This is a genomic window from Streptomyces solitudinis (genome assembly GCF_036323765.1).
Classification (GTDB): Bacteria; Actinomycetota; Actinomycetes; order Streptomycetales; family Streptomycetaceae; genus Streptomyces.
Window position 1 is genome coordinate 24604 of record NZ_JAZDCW010000011.1, and the last position, 19568, is coordinate 44171.

Genomic DNA, 19568 nt, shown 5'->3' on the forward strand with positions numbered 1-19568 from the left:
GGAAAGGCACCGCCGAGCACATGGCCTCCGCGCTCCGTCCGGAACCACCGCAGCGGCTGGCCCGCGCCCTGGGCGCCGGGCACCCCTGGCTGGCCGGGCTCCCGGCCCTGGCCGACGAGGTGCTGGGGCGGTGGGAGCTGACGGCCGAGCGCACCGTGCTGCCGGGCGGCCGGGACAGCGTGGTGCTGCTGGTGCGCCGGGGGGACGGGACACCGGCCGCGCTGAAGCTGTGCGCGCCGGCCTCCGCGAGCGGGACGCAGGGCGCCGCGGTGGAGGCCGCCGCGCTCACGCACTGGGACGGCCTGGGCGCGGTGCGGCTGCTGCGCGCGGACCCGGCCGCCGGTGCGCTGCTCCTGGAGCGGCTGCACGGCGAGGTGTCACTGCGTTCCCTGCCGGAGGCCAAGGCCACGCTGGAGGCCGTGTCGGCGGTGCGGCGGCTGTGGGTGCCGCCGGAGCCCGGCCACCCGTTCACCACGGTGGCCGCGCACACGGCCGAGGAGGTCGCCGACGTGCTGGAGCGGGCGCCGCGGGCCGTGCGCCCGCTGGTGGACGCGGCCCTGGCGGTGCGCGGGGAGCTGCTCGCGGACGCCGTGGACGGGGTGCTGCTGCACGGGGACTTCCGGCAGGGGGCGGTCCTGGCGTCGGACGCGGAGCGGGCGCCGTGGCTGGCGGTCGGGCCGGAACCCCTCGTGGGCGAGCCCGCGTTCGACCTCGCGCGGCTCGCCAGGGACCGGCTGCACGACCTGGTGGCCTCCGCCGGCGCCGCCGCGGCCGCACGGCGGCGGGTGCACAAGCTGGCCGGCTCCCTGGACGTGGACGCGGACCGGCTGCGCGGCTGGACGCTGTACCGGGCCGTCGAGTCCGGGGTGCGGCACGTGCTGACGGGACGTCAGCAGGACGGGGAGCTGCTGCTGGAGTACGCGGCCTGGCTGTAGGGCCGCGCGCCGGTGCGGCGGGGGCCGGTGCGGCGGAGCCGGAGCGCCCGGGCCGCGCGTCAGGGGCCGGGTCGGCGCAGGGGCAGGGGGGCGCCCATGACGGCGTACGGGCTCGGGGCGCCGGGGAAGGCGACGCCGCGGGCGAGGTCCCGGTAGCCGAGGCGGCCGTAGAGCGTCCGCGCGGGGCTGTCGGTGTCGACGGCCGACAGGATCGAGCGCGGCTCGGCGGCGGCGTCCGTCAGTGCGGTGATGAGGCGGACGCCGACGCCGCGCCGCTGGTGCGCGGGGTGCACGTGCAGCTCGGTGATGGTGAAGGCGTCGTCCAGCCAGTCGGCGGTGCCCTCCCGGCGCAGGTAGGGCTCGACGACGGTGGACCACCAGTGGCCGCGGTCGTTGGGCATGCCGTAGACGAAGCCGACGAGCCGCCCGTCCCCGGTGGTGGCGCCCAGCGCGCGGGCTCCCGGCGCGGTGAGGTGGCGCCGCACGATGGGCGTGCGGATGGCGATCTCGTCGTCGGTGAGGCCGAAGGCGAGGGCCTGCACGGCCAGCGCCTCGTCCACCCGGGCGGACAGGTCGAGCGGTCCCACCTCCACATGCGCCATGGGGGCAGCGTACTCACCGGCCGGGGCGCCGCGCGGCGGCGGCGCCCCGGCGGCGGTCACTCGGCGCCCGCCCTGGCGGGCACGGGCGGCGCGCCCGCCCAGCGGCGCATCGCGGCGGGCAGTTCGGTGGCGGCGCGCTCGCGCGATCCGGCCCAGGCGCAGTAGCCGTCGGGGCGGACGAGGATCATCTCGCTGCCCGTCCACGGCCCCTTGGCGCCGTCGACCGTGCCGCGCAGTTCGATGACCTGGCCGCCCCACGGCTTCAGCAGCCCGGACGGCTGGGCGCCGCTCTGGTCGATGAGGACGAAGGTGCCGCTCCGCATGACCTCGAAGAGCCGCTCGCCCCGGGCGGGGCCGGTGCGCATCACGAGGTCCGGCACGCGGTGGCCGGACGTGCCGTCGGGGCAGCGGCGGTCGGCGGTGGTGGGGTAGGCGGTGGCGATGCCCGACAGGTGCCCGACGGCCACCAGGTGGCTCTTCGGCACCCGGGTGGCGGTGGAGACGCCGATCAGGCGGGCCGCGCGGGCGGGCAGCGCGTCGGAGGTCATCATGCGGGTGGCGATGTCGGTCACCTTGATGACGCCCTGCGAGACGCGGCGGCGTTCCTCCTGGTAGGTGTCCAGGAGCCGGTCCGAGCCGCGCCCGGTGACGACGGCCGAGAGCTTCCAGCCGAGGTTCATCGCGTCCTGGATGCCCAGGTTCAGGCCCTGGCCGCCGAGCGGCGAGTGCACGTGCGCGGCGTCCCCGGCGATGATCATGCGCCCCTTGCGGTACGTGGACGCCTGGCGCTCCTGTATCCGGAAACGGGACGTCCACAGCGGTTCGCTGGGCCGCAGGTCCTTGCCGAAGAGCTTGTGGAGGGTCTCGCGCACCTCGTCCAGCGTGACGGGGTCGTCCGACCACTCCTTGCCGCGGTCGATGACGCCGAGGCGGTACCAGCCGTTGCCGAAGTCGGTGCACACGACCAGGCCGGCGCGGCCGACGTGGATGAGGAGCTGCTCGTCCAGCGGCACGCCGAGCTTCACGTCGGCGACGATGATCGTGTACGGGTACACGTCGCCCACGAACTCGGCGCCCATGGCCTCGCGCACCCGGCTGTACGCGCCGTCGCAGCCCACCAGCCAGGGCGTGCGCTCCTCCCACTGGCGGTCTCCCGACTCCAGCCGCATGACGACCTCGTCGCCGTCCTGCTCGCAGCCGGTGAGCTTGACGCCGCGCTCGATGGTGACGCCGAGCTTGCGGGCCCGCTCCTCCAGGATCTCCTCCGTCTCGCCCTGGGGGATGATCGTGAGCTGCCCGTAGTCGCTGGGCAGTTTGCGCAGGTCCAGCAGCGAGCCGCCGAGGCTGACGCGGACCTGCTTCACCGGGTTGGCCCGCTTCAGCACCGCGTCGGCCACGCCGCGCATGCGCAGGACCTCCATGGTCCTGCCGTGCAGGCCCAGCGCACGGGATTCCTGGGTGCGGTGGTCACGGCGCTCGACGACCCTGCAGCGGATTCCGGCGAGCGCCAGCTCGCCGGCGAGACACAGACCTGTGGGGCCTGCACCTGCGATGACGACCTCGTACGCACGTCCTGTGGTCACGGGGCACCCCTCTCTTGAACTGAGCCCCCGGTTGCCCGACCATGGGAACTCATCACGTAATGAACTCTACAGTTGTAGAGTTCCTGCGACAACAGTCGCCGGAACCCGGCCGGAACGACCACCCGGGCGGGGGCCGTCCGCGCGCACCTTCGTGCCGTACGGGCGGTGCGGCGGCCTACAGACAGCACACCGCTCGCCCGTACACGGCGCCGGAAGAGGAGAGCCCCATGAGCACGGCCACCACCCCCAGCCCCGGATCGGCGGAACCCGCCGCGGACACCGCCGTCGCGGAGATGGACCAGGTCGACCTGGTCTTCAGCCGCCGCGGCGCCGAACCCTTCCAGGCCATCACCGACCTGAGCTTCCGCATCGAACGCGGCACCGTCTTCTGCCTGCTGGGCCCGAACGGCTCCGGCAAGACGACCGCCGTCAACCTGCTCAGCGGCCTGCTCTCCCCCACGAGGGGCACCATCCGGGTGCTGGGCATGAACCCGTCGCGCGAGCGCAGCGCGATCCTGCGCCGCATCGCGCTCACCCCGCAGGAGACCGCCCTCTACCCCGACCTCACCGCCCGCGAGAACCTCCAGTTCCACGCCGCCTACTACGGCGTGCGCAAGGCGGAGGCGCCCGGACGGATCGACACGATGCTGGACCTCGTCTCGCTCAGCGAGCGCGCCGGGCACCGCGTGGGCACCTTCTCCGGCGGCATGCAGCGCCGCCTGGCCCTCGCCAGGGCGCTGCTGACCGAACCGGACCTGCTGTTCCTGGACGAGCCGACCCTCGGCGTGGACGTGCAGTCCCGCGAGGCCATCTGGAACCGCATCCAGCAACTCGCCGCCGAGGGACGCACGGTGCTGCTCACCACCAACTACATGGAGGAGGCCGAGCGGCTCGGACAGCGGGTGTGCATCATCGACCACGGACGCCGCGTGGTCGTCGGCTCCCCCGCCGAGCTGAAGGCGCAGGCCCAGCGCCGCCGCCTGGAACTCGCCTTCGACACCGAGGAGTCGGCGGAAGCCGCCCGCTCGCAGCTCGGCGGCGGGTACCGGACGGAGACCTCGGGCCGCGACCTGCTCGTCGAGGTGCCCGAGGAGGCGGCGGACGGCGGCGGCACCGAACAGGTGGCGTTCTCCCGGGCGGTGCTGGACCGGCTGGACGGCAGCCCCGGACTCTCCGGCTTCCAGTTCACCGAACCGAGCCTCCAGGACGTCTTCCTCCACTTCACCGGCCGCGACCTGCGCGACTGACCCCGCCGCAGACCACCGCCGCCCGACCCCTCCGGAGGAAGCCATGTGGAGTTCAATCCGCGCGATGGTCCGCAAGGACCTCACCATCACTCGCAGGAGCCCCACTTTCGTCATCATCACCGTGCTCGTGCCGCTCGTCTTCGTGACGCTGTACGCGCTCCTGGTCAAGGTCTCCACCACCCAGCCCGTCGTCGTCGCCCAGGAAGGCGAGGGACCGCACACGGCCCGACTGGTCGAGGTCCTGCGCACCATGCGCAACACCGATGGTGAACTGTTCGAGATCCGCACGACCGACCCTCGGGAAGCCCGCGAGATGTTCGACGCGGGCGAGGTCGGCGCCGTCCTGACCATCCCCCGCGACTTCGACCAGCGCGTCAGCGCGGGGCAGCCCGCCCAGCTGCCGCTGCGCGTCTTCAACATCAACGCCGACGGCACCAAGAACTTCGAACTGCGCGCCGAGCACGCCGTGCGGGAGTTCGCCGCCGGGTCCCCGCCGTCCGGCGGGGTGGCCCTCACCTCCGTCAACGAGACGATGCACTTCGACCAGGACATGCGCACCTCCGCCTACCTGGGGACCGCGCTGCTGATGTTCGCCGTGCTGTACGCCTCGATGGTCAACACCGGCACCCTGGTGGCCAGGGAGTGGGAGGAACGCACGGCGAAACCGCTGGTCCTCTCCCCCATCGGCAACACCCCGTTCCTGACGGGGAAGTGGATCAGCGCGAGTGTGCAGACACTGATCGGCGTCGTGCTCGTCCTGGCCGGGCTGCACTGGCTGCTGGACTTCCCCGCCCTCTCGCTCGGACCGCGCAGCTGGCTCGGCCTGCTGCTCCTGTTCTGCTACGGCAGCGCCCTCGGCTCGCTGCTGGGGGTGACGCTGCGCCGCTCACTGCCGCTGGTGCCGCTGTGCGTCGTGCTGGCCATCACCCACTTCTTCCTCAACGGCTACGAGTCGTACATGCGCGGCTTCGCGCACGGAGGCGCGATCGAGTGGCTGTGGCAGGCCACGCACTGGTGGCCGGTCGCGGGGCTGACCCAGCAGCTCCGGCTGGACGCCACCGGACTCGGTGACGGCGGCACCGGCTGGGGGGCGCTGGCCGGGACGGCCGGGATCGCGGTGCTGCTCACCGCGGTCGCCGCCATCCGGATGCGGCGCCAGCTCCGCTTCACGCAGGGCCAGTGAGAGGGACGACGGAGGCTGTGATGAACGAGAAGACCCGCGCGGTGCTGGCCACGCACCGCCGCAACCTGCGACTGCTGCGCCGCCGCCCCGACCTCGTGGCACAGGGCGTGCTGGTGCCCCTGGTGGTGCTGGTGCTGTGCGCCATCCTCTTCGGCTCCTGGGGCGACAGCTGGCCGGTGGCCGTGGTGGACAAGGCGAAGAACGAGCAGTCCGCGGCTATCACCGACTCGCTCGGCGAGGCCCGCTCGAACGTCGAGCCCTACTTCGAGGTCATCGAGGAGGACCCCGAGCAGGCGGCGCGGATGCTGGAGGACGGCCGGCTGCAACTGGTGATCACCATCCCCGAGGACGTCGCGCGGACGGGCGAGATCGACATCGCCACGTACAACGTCAACACGGACGCGACGAAGAACCTGCGCTTCCGGGTGGACGACGCGCTCAACATCCACGACCAGGCCCGCGGTGCCCTGCCGGCGACGGTGGACCTCCAGACGGTCGCCGAGAAGGACGTCACCCGCTCCGCGTTCATCGCGGGCGGCGTGCTGTTCCTGGCCCTGCTGCTGGGCGCGATGCTGCTGGCCGCCAACGTCTTCGCGGTCGAGGAGGAGGGCCGCACCGGCAAGGAGATCCTGATGTCACCGGTGGGCGCGCCCGCCGCCGCGGTGGGGGCCGTGCTCACCTCCACGCTGCTGGCCTACGCCACGGCCCTGCCGACCCTGCTCACCGGGCTGCTGCTGTTCGGCTTCCGGCCGGACGCGGGCGCGCTGGGACTGGTCGCGGTGTTCATGCTGCCGCTGCTGGTCGCCGCGTCCGGCCTGGGCGTGCTGCTGGCCCAGGTGCTGCGGCAGCACCGGGCGATCCAGCCGCCGGTCATCCTCATCGCCATCGCCACGTTCTTCGTCGGCGGCGGCTTCGTCAGCGTGCCCGGCATGCCGCCGCTGGCCCGCACGATCGCCGAGTGGTGGCCGCCGTCCCGGGTGTTCGAGTGGGGCAACCCCGTGCTCCACGAGTTCACCGGCGGCTACACCGGCGGGCAGTGGGCCTGGGCGGTGGCCTTCGCCCTGCTGGGCCTGGCCGCGGCCGTCTGGGCGGGCCGCCGCGAGCTGACGGCTCCCCGCCGCAACGGCCAGTGAACCCGTCCGGCCCCGTGCCCGCGCCGCCCCGCTGGTGAAGCGGCCGCGCGCGGGCCCGGCGGAACGCTGCACCGTCGTTTGACCCGGGTTCGAGCGGAGGCGCCCACGCTGCTCACGTCTCGCACCACGCCTCACGACGGGGGACGCAGTGAGCAATCCGGAACACGCGGAGTGGGTCGTCGTCACCGCCATCGGGGGCATCGCCCTCGTCCTGGTGGTCGGCGCGGCCTTCGCCGCTCTGGCCCGGCGGCTCGGGCAGCCCGCGGTGATCGGAGAGATCACCGCGGGCATCTGCCTGGGGCCGAGTCTGCTGGGCCTGCTGCCCGGCGACCTGCCGGGCCTCTTCTTCCCGCTGGAGGTGCGGCCCTACCTCGGCGTCGTCGCCCAGGTGGGGCTGCTGCTGTTCATGTTCACCATCGGCTGGGAGTTCGACCACACCTCGCTGCGCGGACGGCGCCGCACCACCGGGACGGTGTGGCTGAGCGCCGCCGTCACTCCCATGCTGCTGGGCGTCGGCCTGGCCGCGCTCCTCTTCGGCACCTACGGCACCGTGGGCGGACGGGACATCGACTTCCTCGACTTCGCCCTCTTCCTCGGCACCGCCATGTCCATCGCGGCGTTCCCGGTGCTCGCCCGCATCATCACCGACAAACGGCTGCACCTGAGCCGGGTCGGGAGCCTGGCGCTGGCCCTGGCCGCCCTGGACGACGTGCTGGCGTGGTGCCTGCTGGCCGTCGTCGTCGCCCTGGTCACCGCCTCGGGAGCCGCCGGCTTCCTCGGCGTCATCGGCTGGGGCGCGGTGTACGTGATCGTGATGCTGGCCGTCGTCCGCCCGGTGCTGGCCGCCCTCGCGGCGCGGGCCACCTCCGCCACGACGCCGTGGCTGGCGGCGCTCGCCGCCGCCGGCGCGCTCGCCTCCGCGTACGTCACCTCCGAGATCGGACTGCACGCCATCTTCGGCGCGTTCTTCTTCGGCCTCGTGATGCCGCGCCGGGACCCGCACGAGCTGCTGCGGCGCGGGGCGCTCGTCCCGATCGAGCACCTGAGCCGGATGCTGCTGCCGCTGTTCTTCGTCGTCACCGGCCTGTCGGTCGACCTCACCGCGCTGAGCGCCACCGGCGCCCTGCACATGGCGCTGATCATCGTCGTGGCCTGTGTGGGCAAGCTCGGCGGCGTGCTGGTGTCCGCCCGGCTGAACGGCATGGGCTGGCGGGAGTCGACGGTGCTCGGCCTGCTGATGAACACCCGCGGCCTGACGGAGCTGGTGATCCTCAACGTCGGACTCGGCCTGGGCCTGCTGAGCACCGAACTGTTCACGGCCCTGGTGATGATGGCGCTGGTCACCACCGCCATGACCGCTCCGCTGCTGTCCTGGCTGCTGCGGCGGGGCCTGCACGAGGCCGGAGGCGCCGAGGGCGCCGCCGCCCGGGGCACCGGCCCCGTGACGTCTCCGGCCGCCGCCCCCCAGGCCGCGGACGCGGACGGTGCCGACGCCCTCGTCGGCAGCACCGCGTCGAAATCCCAGCGCACGCACTGACCGGCAGCCAAGGAGAGAGACCGTGGAGTTCGACTGGACCGAGGCGCAACGCGCCCGCTACGGGCAGACGCTGGACGCGGTGCGCGCGGCGTTCCCGGACGACGAGAGCGCGCCGGCCGGCGGGAGCGCCGCACCCGGCACGTACTACGACCGCAAGGACTGGCTGCTGCTCGGGCAGCTCGGTCTGCTGGGGCTGTCCGTCCCCGCCCGGTTCGGCGGCGCCGGGCTCGGCGCGCTGGACACCGCGCACCAGGTGGAGGCGCTGGGCCGGGGCTGCGCGCGCACCGGGCTCGTCTTCGGGGCGAGCGCGCACCTGTTCGCCTGCGCGATGCCGGTCGTGGACTTCGGCACCGAGGAGCTGCGGCGGCGGATCCTGCCCGGCATGTGCTCCGGAGAGCTGATCGCGGGCAACGCGATGACGGAGGACGAGGCCGGCTCCGACGTCTCGCGGCTCGCGGTCACGGCCCGCCGCGCCGCGGGCGGCTGGGTGCTGAACGGCGAGAAGAGCTTCGTCAGCAACGGCCCCGCGGCCGACGTCTTCGTCACCTACGCCACGACGGACCCGGGCGCCGGGCACCTGGGCGTCACCGGGTTCGTGGTGGACCGCGCCGCGCCGGGCGTCCACCCGGGCGAGCCGATGGACAAGATGGGGCTGTCCCAGTGCCCGGCCGGCTCGGTGCGCTTCACCGAGTGCTTCGTGCCGGACTCGGCCGTGCTGGGCGAGCCGGGGCAGGGCGGGATGATCTTCCAGCACTCGATGGGCTGGGAGCGGGCCTGCCTGTTCGCCGGGTACGTCGGCCTGGCCGACCGGCTGATCGAGGTGTGCACGCGGCAGGTGCGCGAACGGCGCCAGTTCGGCAAGCGCATCGCCGACTTCCAGGCCGTCTCGCACCGGCTCGCCGACATGGCGCTGCGCACCGAGGCGGCACGTCTGCTGCTGTACCGGGCGTGCTGGGAGATGGACGAGGGCCGCCCCGCCACGCTGTCGATCGCGCTGTCCAAGCTGGCCGTCTCCGAGGGCGTGCTCAGCACGGCGCTGGACGCCGTGCGGCTGTTCGGCGGACGCGGCTACCTGCGCGCCGACGGCATCGAGGCGGCGCTGCGCGACGCGGTGCCGTCCGTCATCTTCTCCGGCACCTCCGACATCCAGCGGCAACTCATCGCAAGGGAGCTGGGACTGTGAAACCCGCGAGTGCGGAACACGACACCGCGCGGGACGGGGCGGCGACCCTGCACGCCCTGCTGGCCGCGTCGGCCCGCAGCCACCCGCACCGGACCGCCGTGCACGGACCGGACGGGCCGGTCGGCTACGCCGAGCTGGACGCGCTCGCCGACCGGTACGCCGCCGCGCTGGCCGCCCGCGGGGTGCGCCCCGGCGACCGGGTGGTCGTGTGGAGCCACAAGAGCGTCGCCACTGTCGCGGTCATGCAGGCCGCGCTGCGCGCCGGTGCCGTCTACGTGCCGGTGACCGGCTCCAACCCGCCGGCCCGGCTCGGCCGCATCGCCGCCGGTGCCGCGCCCGCCCTGGTGGTCACCGACGAGGAGGGCGCGGAGCGGGCCCGCCCCGGCTGGGACGCGGCACCGCTGGCCACCTTCGCGGAGCTGCTGGAGGCGGCGCCCGAGGGGGCGCGCCACGAGCCGCACCCGAGTGCGCCCGGTGACCCGGCGTACATCCTGTACACCTCCGGCTCCACCGGCGAACCGAAGGGCGTGTGCGTCAGCCACCGCAACGCCCTGGCGTTCGTGGAGTGGGCCGCCGGGGAACTGGGCGTGGGGCCGGGCGACCGGCTGGCCAACCACGCGCCGTTCAACTTCGACCTGTCCGTCTTCGACCTGTACGCCGCCTTCCACGCCGGTGCCGCCGTGCACCTGGTACCGCAGGAGATGGCGTACGCGCCCGCGCAGCTCGTCACCTTCCTGCGGGAGCGGGAGATCACCGTCTGGTACTCGGTGCCCTCCGCGCTCGCCCTGATGATCCGCGAGGGCGGCCTGCTCGACGGTGAGCCGCCGGCCGCGCTGCGGGCCTGCGTGTTCGCCGGGGAGCCGTTCGCCATCCACCACGTGCACGCGCTGCGCGCCCGGTGGCCGAAGGTGCGCCTGCTGAACTGGTACGGGCCGACGGAGACGAACGTGTGCACCTCCTACGAGGTGGGCGACGCGGACCTGGGGCGCACGGGACCGCTGCCCATCGGCACCGCCTGCTCGGGCGACGAGGTGGCGCTGGACCCGCCGGACGCCGAGGAGGGCGAGATCGTGGTGAGCGGCCCCACCGTGATGCTCGGCTACTGGGGGCGCGAGCCGCACACGGGCCCGTACCGCACCGGTGACCTCGCCCGCCGGGACGCCGAGGGGCAGCTCCACTACGTCGGCCGCCGGGACCAGATGGTGAAGATCCGCGGCCACCGCATCGAGCTGGGTGAGATCGAAGCGGCCATCGGTGCGCTGGAGACGGTCGCCGACGTGGCCGTGCTGGTGGCCGGAACCGGTCTGGAAGCCGAACTGCACGCCGTCGTGGTGCCCGCGCCCGGCGGCCCGCCCTCCCTGCTCACGATCAAGCGCTGCTGCGCGGAAAGGTTGCCGACCTACATGATCATCGACAAGTTGCACGTGCGGAACGATCTTCCGAGGACCGCCAACGGGAAGCTGGACCGGGCGGAGCTGTCCGCCGCCCTCGTGGGGAGTGAGGCGCGATGACCGCAGAGGTGCAGGAGATGCCGGTGACCGGGGTGCTGCCGTCCGTGGACCTCCAGACGTTCCGCCAGGTGATGGGTTCCTTCGCCAGCGGCATCACCATCGTGACCACGCTGGACGACGAGGGCCAGCCGCGCGGGCTGACCTGCTCGGCCTTCTGCAGCGTCTCCGTCGACCCGCCGCTGCTGCTCAACAGCGTCGCCAGCCGCAGCGGCACGCTGGAGGCGATCACCGCGCGCGGCCGGTTCGCGGTGAACATGCTCGGCTCGCAGGGCCAGGCCGTCTCCCAGCTGTTCGCCTCGGGCGCCCGCGACAAGTTCGAGCGGGTGCGCTGGGAGCCGGGCACGGCCTCGGGCATGCCGCTGCTGCGCGGCACGGTGGCGTACGCGGAGTGCGAGCTGGAGCGGACCGTCCCGGCCGGGGACCACGTCCTGCTGCTGGGCCGCGTCGTCGGGGGCGGCACCGAGCAGGACCGGCTGCCGCTGACGTACTGGCGGGGCGGTTACGCCCGGCTGCTCCAGTCCGCCGCGCGCAAGCCCGTCCCGGCGTAACACCGGGGCACCGGAGCCGGACACCACAGGAGGGCGCCACCCGTCAGGGGTGGCGCCCTCCTCGTGCGTCAGGGAGCGGGGCGCGGGGCTCAGAGCCCCCCGCGGTGCGCGGCGAGCGCGTGGCGGCGGGCGAGGTACGCGCCGAGTTCCTCCAGGGTGGCCCGGCGGCGCAGCACCTCCCGGCCCAGTTCCTCGCCGAGCCACGCCTCCAGGTCCCGGGCGACGAGCACGGCGTCCACGGAGTCGAGGTTCAGCTCGTCGACGTACCGGTCGGCCCGCACCTGTCCGGCGGGGACACCGAGCCGCGCGGCGATGCTGGCGGCCAGCCAGTCCCGCACGGACTCCGCGGTGATCTCGGCGGGGGCGGGGGGCGGTTGGGTCATGGGACCGGTCCCTTCGGTCGTGGTCACGGGAGGGCGGGGACGGCGTCGAGGCAGATGCCCATGGTGGTGCTGGCGGTGAGCCGGGCCGGGGTGCCGGTGACGCGGCAGTCCAGGCGTCCGCGCAGGGGGTCGTCGTCGCCGGGCTGGCCCAGCACGGTGCAGGTGAGGTCCACCGGGGCGCCGGCTGGCAGGGGGGTCACGGAAGTCCAGTCGGCCGCGGCGGCGGATTCGCCGCCGTGGAGGGTGACCGGGGCGGGCGGGCCGCCGGGGGCGGCGACGTCGAGCGTGATCCGCCCGTGCCCGGTGTAGCCGAGCTGGAACGCGAGGGCCCGGCCGTCCCCGAGCGGCACCAGGCCGGCCCGCAGCAGCAGGCCCCCCGTCTCGTGGTAGAGCACGGTGGTCGAGCCGTGGGTCAGCGATACGGCCATCGGGGATCGGCCCCTTCTCTTCGGTGTGGGGGGTGGCGGGTCAGCGGCTGGTGGCCGAGGTGACGGAGGTGACGTTGTCCCGGGTCAGCAGCCGGCGGAAGTCGGCGGGGGCCTTCGTCTTGACCCACAGCAGCATCCGCAGCCGCTTGGGGAAGGTGAAGTGGTAGACGCGGGCCTCCGGGTCGCCGAAGGCGTACAGCGGCGGCACGAACGGTGCCCGGCGCAGGTCGGTGAAGATGGCGTCGGCCGCCGGACCCGCGTCGAGGGTGCCCTCACGCACCCGGCCGATGCGCTCCAGGGAGCGCTGGACGAGGTCGCGCAGCCCCTCGGGGGCGTGGAACCAGATGCCGCCCAGCTCGAAGCGCTCGACGGGCGCCCAGTCGCCGCCCAGTTCGCAGTCCAGCCGGGCGCGCTTGAGCGAGAGGTCCGCGAGGATCTGCCACAGCAGCCACACCCGGGAGAAGGCGTTCCACAGCCGGAAGTCGCGGCAGGCGGTGCGGGCGGCGGCCAGCAGCCGGTCGTTCCAGGCACCCAGCTCCTCCTGGAAGCGGGCCACCCGGTCGAAGGGCGCGGGGTCGAAGTCGTCGCGGCGCACGGCCGGGATGAGGGCGGCGGCGAGCGCGTGGACCAGTTCGGCGGCGGTCGTCACGTCGCGGGAGAGGAACAGGTCGGTGCGGGCCGCGGTGCGCTCCAGGGCGAACCAGCGCTCCCCGCGGGTGAGCCGGGCGGTGCGCTGGCACTGCCGCTGGGCCGTCCAGGGCGTCGCGGGGGTGGCCGCGTCGAACTGCCGGGCGAGGTCGGGGTAGCGCTCGACGACGGTGCGGAACGCCTTCTCCGGGTCGTCGGGCAGCTGGGCGGCGACCTCGGGGTCCACGCTGAGGGTGGCGGAGGTGAGCGGGTTCTCGCCCGCCCGGTGGTTGCCGAAGCGGACGAGCTGGAGCCAGCCGCCGTCGAACAGGTGGTGCACGGTGCCCTCCGACCAGGCGGTGGCCTTCGGGTGCCGCTCCAGGGGGACGACCTCCTCGAAGGGTGTGACGCCGAGCAGGTGGGCGCTGTAGACGGTCGAGCGGTGGGTGAGCCGGGGCTCGGGATCGTCCCCGCCGGCCCGGCGCAGCAGGGGCGAGTCGCCGCCCGAGCAGTCCACCAGGTAGCGGGCGCGGTAGGTGCGCCCGTTGGAGGTGCGCACCTCGCCGCCGTCCCCGGTGGCCTCGGCGTCGGTGACGGTGACGCCCTGCGGGGTGAGCGCGGCGCCGTAGCGGCCGGCGAGGCGGCGGGCGTAGGCGTCGACGTCCGGCCGGTACAGGTGCCATTCGGCGTGCTCGCCGGGCACGTTGAACTGCACGGCCTCGGCCGGGTCGTGGCGCAGGTTCTCGTGGTGGTAGAGGAACCCGAGGCTCTTCTTGACCCCGCTGGTGCGGCGCACGGCCGCCGGGAGGTCGGGGAACAGCCCGAAGGCGGCGATCTCGGGCACGTCGAACCGCTTGGCCAGCAGCAGGAAGACCTCGGCGGTGTAGGGGACGGTGGTCTCCCCCGACGGCGCGGTGCGGTCCTGCGCGGCCTCGACGAGCAGGACGCGCACGCCCTGCCGGGCCAGGACGGCGCCGAGCAGTCCGGCGGCCAGGGTGGAGCCGAGCACGGCGACGTCGTACAGCTCGGCCGGGTCGGCGGCGCGTGCGGGACGGCGGTCGGCGTCGGTGGTGGGTGCAGGTGTCATCGCCTGTGTCCTTCCGGCCTGGCGGCGTGCGGTGGTGACGGTGGTGCGGATACGGCGGGTGGTGCGGGGCGTCCCGCGCGCACAGGGCGGGACCCACCGGCACGGTAGGGAGCCCGGCTCAAACGGGCCTTGATGCCGGCTCGGAACGCGGCCACCGCCCCGGACGGCGTTGGCCGGGGCGGTGGCGGGTCGGTGTCCGGGTGCCCGGTGCTCGTCGCACCGGGCACCCGGCCGGGGGCGGTGCGGCTCACGCGCCGCCGGGCAGCACCCGTGTCGGCTTGACCTTCGGGAGCGCGAGGACGAGCAGGCAGCACAGCGTGAACACGCCGAGCTGCCACAGCAGCGCGCCCTGGAAGCTGCTGCTGAAGTTCTCCTTGCGCGCCTCGGGTGCGGCGGTGTCCAGCACGGCGGTGCGGACGTCCTCCTTGACCTGCGCCGGCAGGGGCAGGCCGGCGGCGCGCCGCTCGATCTCGGCGCAGCTGGCCGGGACGGCGGTGAGGTCCTTCTGGTGGGTGCGGTCGTGGAAGCAGGTCTCGAACCCGGCGATCACCTGCCCGGAGCGCTCCGCCGGCAGCCCCGCCGCGGCGAGGTCCTGGCGCAGCTGCGGCAGCACCTGCTCCACGGACGCCTGGGAGTTGGAGGCGACCAGCGTGGAGAAGATGATGCCGATGACCGCGATGCCGATGGCGATGCCGACCTGCTGGGCCGTGGCGATCACGCCGGAGGCCGAGCCCGCGTCACCGGACTTGATGCCCTCCAGGATGATGCCCGTGATCGGTGCGACGACCAGGCCGGTGCCCGCGCCGCCGACCATGAGGGCGGGGACGAGGTACCAGCCGCGCAGGTCGGTGCCCGCCCAGCTCAGGGTGAGGATGACCCCGCCCATGCCCAGGACGAGCAGTCCGGTGCCCAGCGCCAGTGTCCAGGTGCCCAGCCGCTTGACGACCTCGGCCGAGCGCGCCGAGCCGATGGCGATGAGCAGTGCGAACGCCAGCGTGACGGCGCCCGCGGAGACGGCGCTGTAGGCGAACCCGATCTGGAGGGTGATGAACAGCGTCATGAAGAACGACGGGATGCCGGTGAAGAACACCAGGCTGATCACCAGGCCGACGGTGAACGAGCGGTCGCGGAAGAGCGTGGTGGGCACCAGCGGCGACCCGTCGGGCCTGGCCGTCTTCCGCTTCTCCACGAGCCAGAACCAGGCGAGCACGAACGGGCTCGCCGCGATCATCGCCAGGCTCCAGGCGGGCCAGTCGTGCTCCCGGCCGATGACCAGCGGCAGGATCAGCAGGAACAGCCCGGCCGTGACGATGACGACACCCGTCAGGTCCACCCGGGTGGCGGTCTCGGCGGCGGACTCCCGGATGCGCAGCGCCCCGAGGGCCAGGGCGAGCAGGCCGACGGGCACGTTGACGTAGAAGATCGAGCGCCAGTCGCTGCCCGCGATGTCCAGCTCGACGAGCCAGCCGCCGAGCACCGGTCCGAGTACGGTGGCCAGTCCGATGGTCGCCCCGTAGAAGGCGAGCGCCTTGGGCTTCTCCCGCTCGCCGAAGGTGACCTGGATGATGGAGAGCACCTGCGGGAACATCAGGCCGGAGAACAGGCCCTGGAGCACCCGCGACAGGACCAGGAAGTCGGCGCTGGGCGCCGCGCCGCACATCACGGACGCGGCGGTGAATCCCAGCATGCCGATGAGGAACATGCGCTTGCGGCCGTAGATGTCACCGAGCCGGCCGCCCGTGATGAGCATGCAGGCGAAGGCGAGCGCGTAGACGGCGACGACGAGCTGCACGTCGGCGAAAGACGCGTTCAGGTCCGCTTGCATCGACGGGATGGCGACGATGGTGATGGTGGTGTCCAGGAACTGCATGAACACCGCGGACAGCACGATGACGAGGACGAGCCAGCGGCCGGGCAGGCCCGGACCGGCCGCCGCCTCGGTCGTACCCGGGGCGCCGCCGGCGTCCGGGAGAGGGGCCGGACGTTCGGCCCCCGTGGACAGGGTCATGGTGGTTTCCTTCCTTCGCCGCGGCGGTACGCGCGGCCGTGCGCGTGAGTGTGCGCCGGGGCGCTAGAAGATCCGTCGACCCTTGGCCTTGGCCTTCAGCGCCTCCTTGCCGGTGCTGAACATCAGCCGCCGGACGGCGGGGTCGCCCTCCTTGCGGGCCCAGCGGATCGTCCGGGACAGGACCTTGGGCGTGGGGTGCAGGAAGCGCTGGTCGCGTTCGGCGAAGCCGAAGTGCTTGGGCACGTACGGGGCCCGCGCCATGTGGTCGTACAGGGCGTCGGCGGCCTCGCGTGCGGTGACCTTGCCCGCCTCGAACGCCTCGCACTGCTCGACCATGTCGTCGTAGAGGTTCTTGTAGCCCTCGTGGTTGGGCCAGTACAGCCCGAGGTGCGGAACGTCCTCGGCGTGCTTGAAGTGCTCGTCGCGGCCGTCCTTGAGGTACTTGGTGAGCGCCGACTGGAGGTGGAAGGTGCCCGCGTTGGCGCCCCAGGCCCAGATGCGGAACACGGCCGTCCACAGGTCGTAGTCGTCGAAGGAGATGTAGGCCGAGTTGACCAGGGTGTCGTTGTAGTCGAACAGGCCCTGCTGGAGCCGGTCGACGTAGTCGAAGCGCTCCTGGGAGAAGTCGTCGTCGCGGATGGCGTCCAGCAGCCGCCAGGAAAGCGTGTTGATCGCCTCGGCGGTGTTGGACAGGCCCCGGGAGAACAGCGGGTCGATGAAGCCGGCGGCGTGCGAGAGCAGGAACCAGCGGTCGCCCGCGCAGCGCGTGGAGGAGTACTGGAGCCGCTCGGTGGAGACCCACTCGCGCATCGGGCGGGCGCCCTCGAACTGGCGGGCGATGTCCGGGTAGCGGCTCGCGTAGTGGTGGAACTCCTCCTCGGGCGTGAGGTCGGCGGCCTTGGGGTACTGGCGCGGGTCCAGGGTGAGGCCGACGCTGCACAGCGGGTTCTTCGACCACGGGTGGTTGTCGAAGCCGATCACCCAGAACCAGCCGCGCTTGAACATGTGGTGCACGGTCCCCTCGTACCAGGGCACCGGCGGGGTGTTCTCGGGCGAGTGCTGGAAGAGGGTGTCGGTGGGCGGCACGCCGACCATGTGGTTCCAGATCGAGCGCGAGTGGTGCTTGAAGCGGCAGTTCTCCTCGCGCAGCTTGAACTTCTCAGCCAGCGGGGAGCGGTAGCCGCTGGCGTCCACGATGTAGCGGGCCCGGTACTGCTCCCCGGCCGCGGAGCTGAGGGTGACGCCGCTGTCGTCGAAGTCCACGTCGGCGACGCGGAAGTTCTGCCGCGGCGTGCAACCGTACTTGACCGCCGCGTGGTACATGTACGCGTCGGTGTCCTGGCGGTAGAGGTGGCTGGCCTCGTGCAGCAGGCCCGGTGTGTCGAACTGGTTGACCTCGCGCGGGTCCTGCGGGCGGCCCTCGTGGTGCAGCAGGAAGCCGAAGTGCTTCTTCACCCCGAACTTGGGGCCGAGCACCTTGGTGGAGTTGGTGAAGGTGGCCAGCGTCTTGATCTCGGGCACGTCGTAGCGCTCGGCGATCGTGCGCAGCGCGACCAGCGTGTAGGGGATGGTCGATTCGCCGATGGCGAACTTGGGGTGGGCCGCGGCGTCGATGAGCAGCACCTTGGCGCCGTTGCGGGCGAGGATCGCGCCCAGCATGGAGCCGGCGATGCCGGAGCCGAGGATGGCGACGTCGTAGAGGGTCCGGGAGTCGGGTGTCGGCGTGTCGTGCACTTCGAGTTCTCCTTGGTGCCGTCCGGATCGGTGTGGGTGGCGTGCGGCGGGATGCCGTCTCACTTGGGCAGCGGCACCCGCAGCGGCTTACCGATGACCGGCCAGCGCGCGACGATGTGCTTCAGCTCCTCGGCGAGGTCGAACTCCTCGCGGTCGAACCGCTTGCGGATGAAGAGGGTGAGCCCTTCGTGGACCAGCTCGCCGATCTCGACGGGGGCGCTGCGCTTGGCCCACTTGAGCGTGTCGATGATCTTGAGCGTGGTGGCGTCGGTCCAGTGGTTGTCCGGGTCGGCCAGGCCGAAGGCGGGCGGGACGAAGTCCGCGGCGCGCAGGATCTCCATCAACTCGTCGGCGGCGACGCGGGCGTCCAGGTCGCCGGCGTGCACGGACTGGGTCAGTTCGCTGACCCGCTTGAGCATCTCGCGCACCGGCGCGTAGTCGGGGATGGCCCCGTCGGGCGCCTGGCGTTCCAGCCGGGCGAGGACGGCCGGGTCGTGGTTGTCCAGGAAGCGGGCGTAGGCCCGGTTGATCTCGAAGGTGGCGAGGATCTGTCCCAGCGACCAGATCCGGAACCAGGCGTTCCACAGCTGCCAGCTGCCGAAGGAGGTGTAGGCGTTGGCGACGAGGTCGTCGTTGAAGTCGAGCAGCCCCTGCTCCAGCTCCTGCACGTAGGCGAAGCGCTCCACCGAGAAGTCGTCGTCCTTGATGGCGTCCAGCAGGCGCCAGCCGAGGGCGTGGATGATCTCCATCGTGTTGGACAGGCCCCGGGAGAACAGGGCGTCCACGAACCCGGCGGCGTGCGAGGTCAGGCACCAGCGGTAGCCGACGGTCTGCTTGGAGGAGTACTGGAGCCGTCCGGTGCTGACCCAGTCGCGCACCGCCCGGGCGTCGCGGAACTGCGGCTCGATGTCGGGGTACTTGGCGATGAAGCGGCGGAACTCCTCCTCGGGGGAGCAGTCCGGCTTGGGGTGGATGCGCGGGTCGAGGTTGAGGCCGACGCTGCACAGCGGGTTGGTGGCGCGCGGGTGGTTGTCGAAGGGGATGACCCACATCCATCCGCCGTCGAAGAGGTGGTGCAGGGTCCCCTCGCTCCACGGGCTCGGGTTGTGGTGCACGCCCTTGGGCACCGTGCCCTCGTACGGCTTGACGCCGATCATGTGCGTGAACAGGGACCGCGAGTGGTGGCGCAGCCGGCTGGGCTCCTCGCGCAGGCCGAACTTCTGCGCGATCGGGGAGCGGAAGCCGCTGGCGTCCACGACGAACTTCACCCGCACCGGGTCGCCGTTGTCGGGGATGACGCTGACCCCGTCGTCGTCGATGTCGACGTCGCTCACCTTGGTCTGCTGCATGACGTGGGCGCCGTACTTGACGGCGACGCTCAGCATCCAGGCGTCGGTGTCCTGCCGGTAGAAGTGGTTCTCGGTGTGGGTGATCTTCGGGATGGGGAACTCACTGGTCTCCAGCGGGTTCTGCTTGGCGCCCTCGCGGTGGTAGAGGAATCCGAAGTTCCGCTTGACCCCGCAGTTGGTGGAGATCTTGGCCTGGGTGGCTTCGAAGGTGGTCAGCCACTTGATCTCCGGCACCCCGTACCGCTCGCTGACCAGGCGCATCATCATGGACGTGTAGGGGATCGTGGACTCGCCGATGGCGAAGCGCGGGTGCGATCCGGCGTCCAGGATCAGCACCTTCGCGCCGTTCTTGGCCAGGCAGGCGGCCAGGGTGGACCCGGCCAGTCCGGAGCCGAGGATGGCCACGTCGTACTGCGGCCGGCTGCCGGGCGCGGGCTGCCCCGCGGTGTCGGAAGGGGTGGTGCTGCGGCTGGGGGCCATGGGTGGTTCT

16 protein-coding genes are annotated in these 19568 nt (G+C 72.8%); 8 read left to right on the forward strand and 8 right to left on the reverse strand.

Annotated elements, in window-relative coordinates; translation table 11 throughout:
* Positions 1 to 20: 20 nt before the first annotated feature.
* Positions 21 to 935, forward strand: a complete 915-nt coding sequence (locus tag V1J52_RS23295; protein WP_330141924.1) for an aminoglycoside phosphotransferase family protein — start codon at positions 21 to 23, stop codon at positions 933 to 935.
* Positions 936 to 994: 59 nt separating this feature from the next.
* Here V1J52_RS23295 and V1J52_RS23300 read toward each other — a convergent pair whose 3' ends face one another.
* Positions 995 to 1537 (reverse strand): GNAT family N-acetyltransferase, encoded by a 543-nt coding sequence (locus tag V1J52_RS23300; protein WP_330141925.1) that lies wholly within the window; start codon positions 1535 to 1537, stop codon positions 995 to 997.
* Between the two features lie 56 nt (positions 1538 to 1593).
* Positions 1594 to 3120 (reverse strand): FAD-dependent monooxygenase, encoded by a 1527-nt coding sequence (locus V1J52_RS23305; RefSeq protein ID WP_330141926.1) that lies wholly within the window; start codon positions 3118 to 3120, stop codon positions 1594 to 1596.
* 227 nt (positions 3121 to 3347) lie between these two features.
* Here V1J52_RS23305 and V1J52_RS23310 point away from each other — a divergent pair, with 227 nt between their 5' ends.
* The 7 genes from V1J52_RS23310 to V1J52_RS23340 all read left to right on the forward strand — a co-directional run bounded on the left by V1J52_RS23310 (position 3348) and on the right by V1J52_RS23340 (position 11462).
* Positions 3348 to 4367, forward strand: coding sequence for an ABC transporter ATP-binding protein (locus V1J52_RS23310; protein WP_330141927.1), 1020 nt, complete (start codon positions 3348 to 3350; stop codon positions 4365 to 4367).
* Positions 4368 to 4410: 43 nt separating this feature from the next.
* Positions 4411 to 5550: an ABC transporter permease gene (locus V1J52_RS23315; protein WP_330141928.1), complete on the forward strand. Its 1140-nt coding sequence runs from the start codon at positions 4411 to 4413 to the stop codon at positions 5548 to 5550.
* A 20-nt stretch (positions 5551 to 5570) separates the two neighbouring features.
* Positions 5571 to 6683, forward strand: coding sequence for an ABC transporter permease (locus V1J52_RS23320; RefSeq protein ID WP_330141929.1), 1113 nt, complete (start codon positions 5571 to 5573; stop codon positions 6681 to 6683).
* A 148-nt stretch (positions 6684 to 6831) separates the two neighbouring features.
* Complete coding sequence (locus V1J52_RS23325; protein WP_330141930.1) at positions 6832 to 8220, forward strand: cation:proton antiporter; 1389 nt, start codon at positions 6832 to 6834, stop codon at positions 8218 to 8220.
* 22 nt (positions 8221 to 8242) lie between these two features.
* On the forward strand, positions 8243 to 9403 hold the full coding sequence (locus V1J52_RS23330) for an acyl-CoA dehydrogenase family protein (RefSeq protein ID WP_330141931.1): 1161 nt from the start codon (positions 8243 to 8245) through the stop codon (positions 9401 to 9403).
* Positions 9400 to 10914 (forward strand): amino acid adenylation domain-containing protein, encoded by a 1515-nt coding sequence (locus V1J52_RS23335; RefSeq protein WP_330141932.1) that lies wholly within the window; start codon positions 9400 to 9402, stop codon positions 10912 to 10914. Before V1J52_RS23330 ends, V1J52_RS23335 begins: the two co-directional genes overlap by 4 nt.
* Positions 10911 to 11462 (forward strand): flavin reductase family protein, encoded by a 552-nt coding sequence (locus tag V1J52_RS23340; protein ID WP_330141933.1) that lies wholly within the window; start codon positions 10911 to 10913, stop codon positions 11460 to 11462. The genes V1J52_RS23335 and V1J52_RS23340 overlap by 4 nt, the downstream gene beginning before the upstream one ends.
* 89 nt (positions 11463 to 11551) lie before the next feature.
* On the opposite strand, the gene V1J52_RS23345 is transcribed toward V1J52_RS23340, so the two are convergent.
* From V1J52_RS23345 to V1J52_RS23370, 6 genes are all read right to left on the reverse strand, one after another.
* The gene (locus V1J52_RS23345) at positions 11552 to 11845 is read right to left on the reverse strand and encodes an acyl carrier protein (protein WP_330141934.1); all 294 of its coding nucleotides are present in this window, start codon (positions 11843 to 11845) and stop codon (positions 11552 to 11554) included.
* 23 nt (positions 11846 to 11868) lie between these two features.
* On the reverse strand, positions 11869 to 12273 hold the full coding sequence (locus V1J52_RS23350) for a hypothetical protein (RefSeq protein WP_330141935.1): 405 nt from the start codon (positions 12271 to 12273) through the stop codon (positions 11869 to 11871).
* Between the two features lie 40 nt (positions 12274 to 12313).
* A complete protein-coding gene (locus V1J52_RS23355) occupies positions 12314 to 13987 on the reverse strand; it encodes a hypothetical protein (RefSeq protein WP_330141936.1) in 1674 nt (557 codons plus the stop codon).
* A 247-nt stretch (positions 13988 to 14234) separates the two neighbouring features.
* Positions 14235 to 15995 (reverse strand): MFS transporter, encoded by a 1761-nt coding sequence (locus V1J52_RS23360; protein ID WP_330141937.1) that lies wholly within the window; start codon positions 15993 to 15995, stop codon positions 14235 to 14237.
* A gap of 63 nt (positions 15996 to 16058) precedes the next feature.
* Positions 16059 to 17729 carry an NAD(P)/FAD-dependent oxidoreductase gene (locus V1J52_RS23365; protein ID WP_330141938.1) on the reverse strand — a complete coding sequence of 557 codons (1671 nt, stop codon included), beginning with the start codon at positions 17727 to 17729 and terminating at the stop codon, positions 16059 to 16061.
* A gap of 59 nt (positions 17730 to 17788) precedes the next feature.
* Complete coding sequence (locus V1J52_RS23370) at positions 17789 to 19558, reverse strand: NAD(P)/FAD-dependent oxidoreductase (RefSeq protein WP_330141939.1); 1770 nt, start codon at positions 19556 to 19558, stop codon at positions 17789 to 17791.
* Positions 19559 to 19568 lie beyond the last annotated feature (10 nt).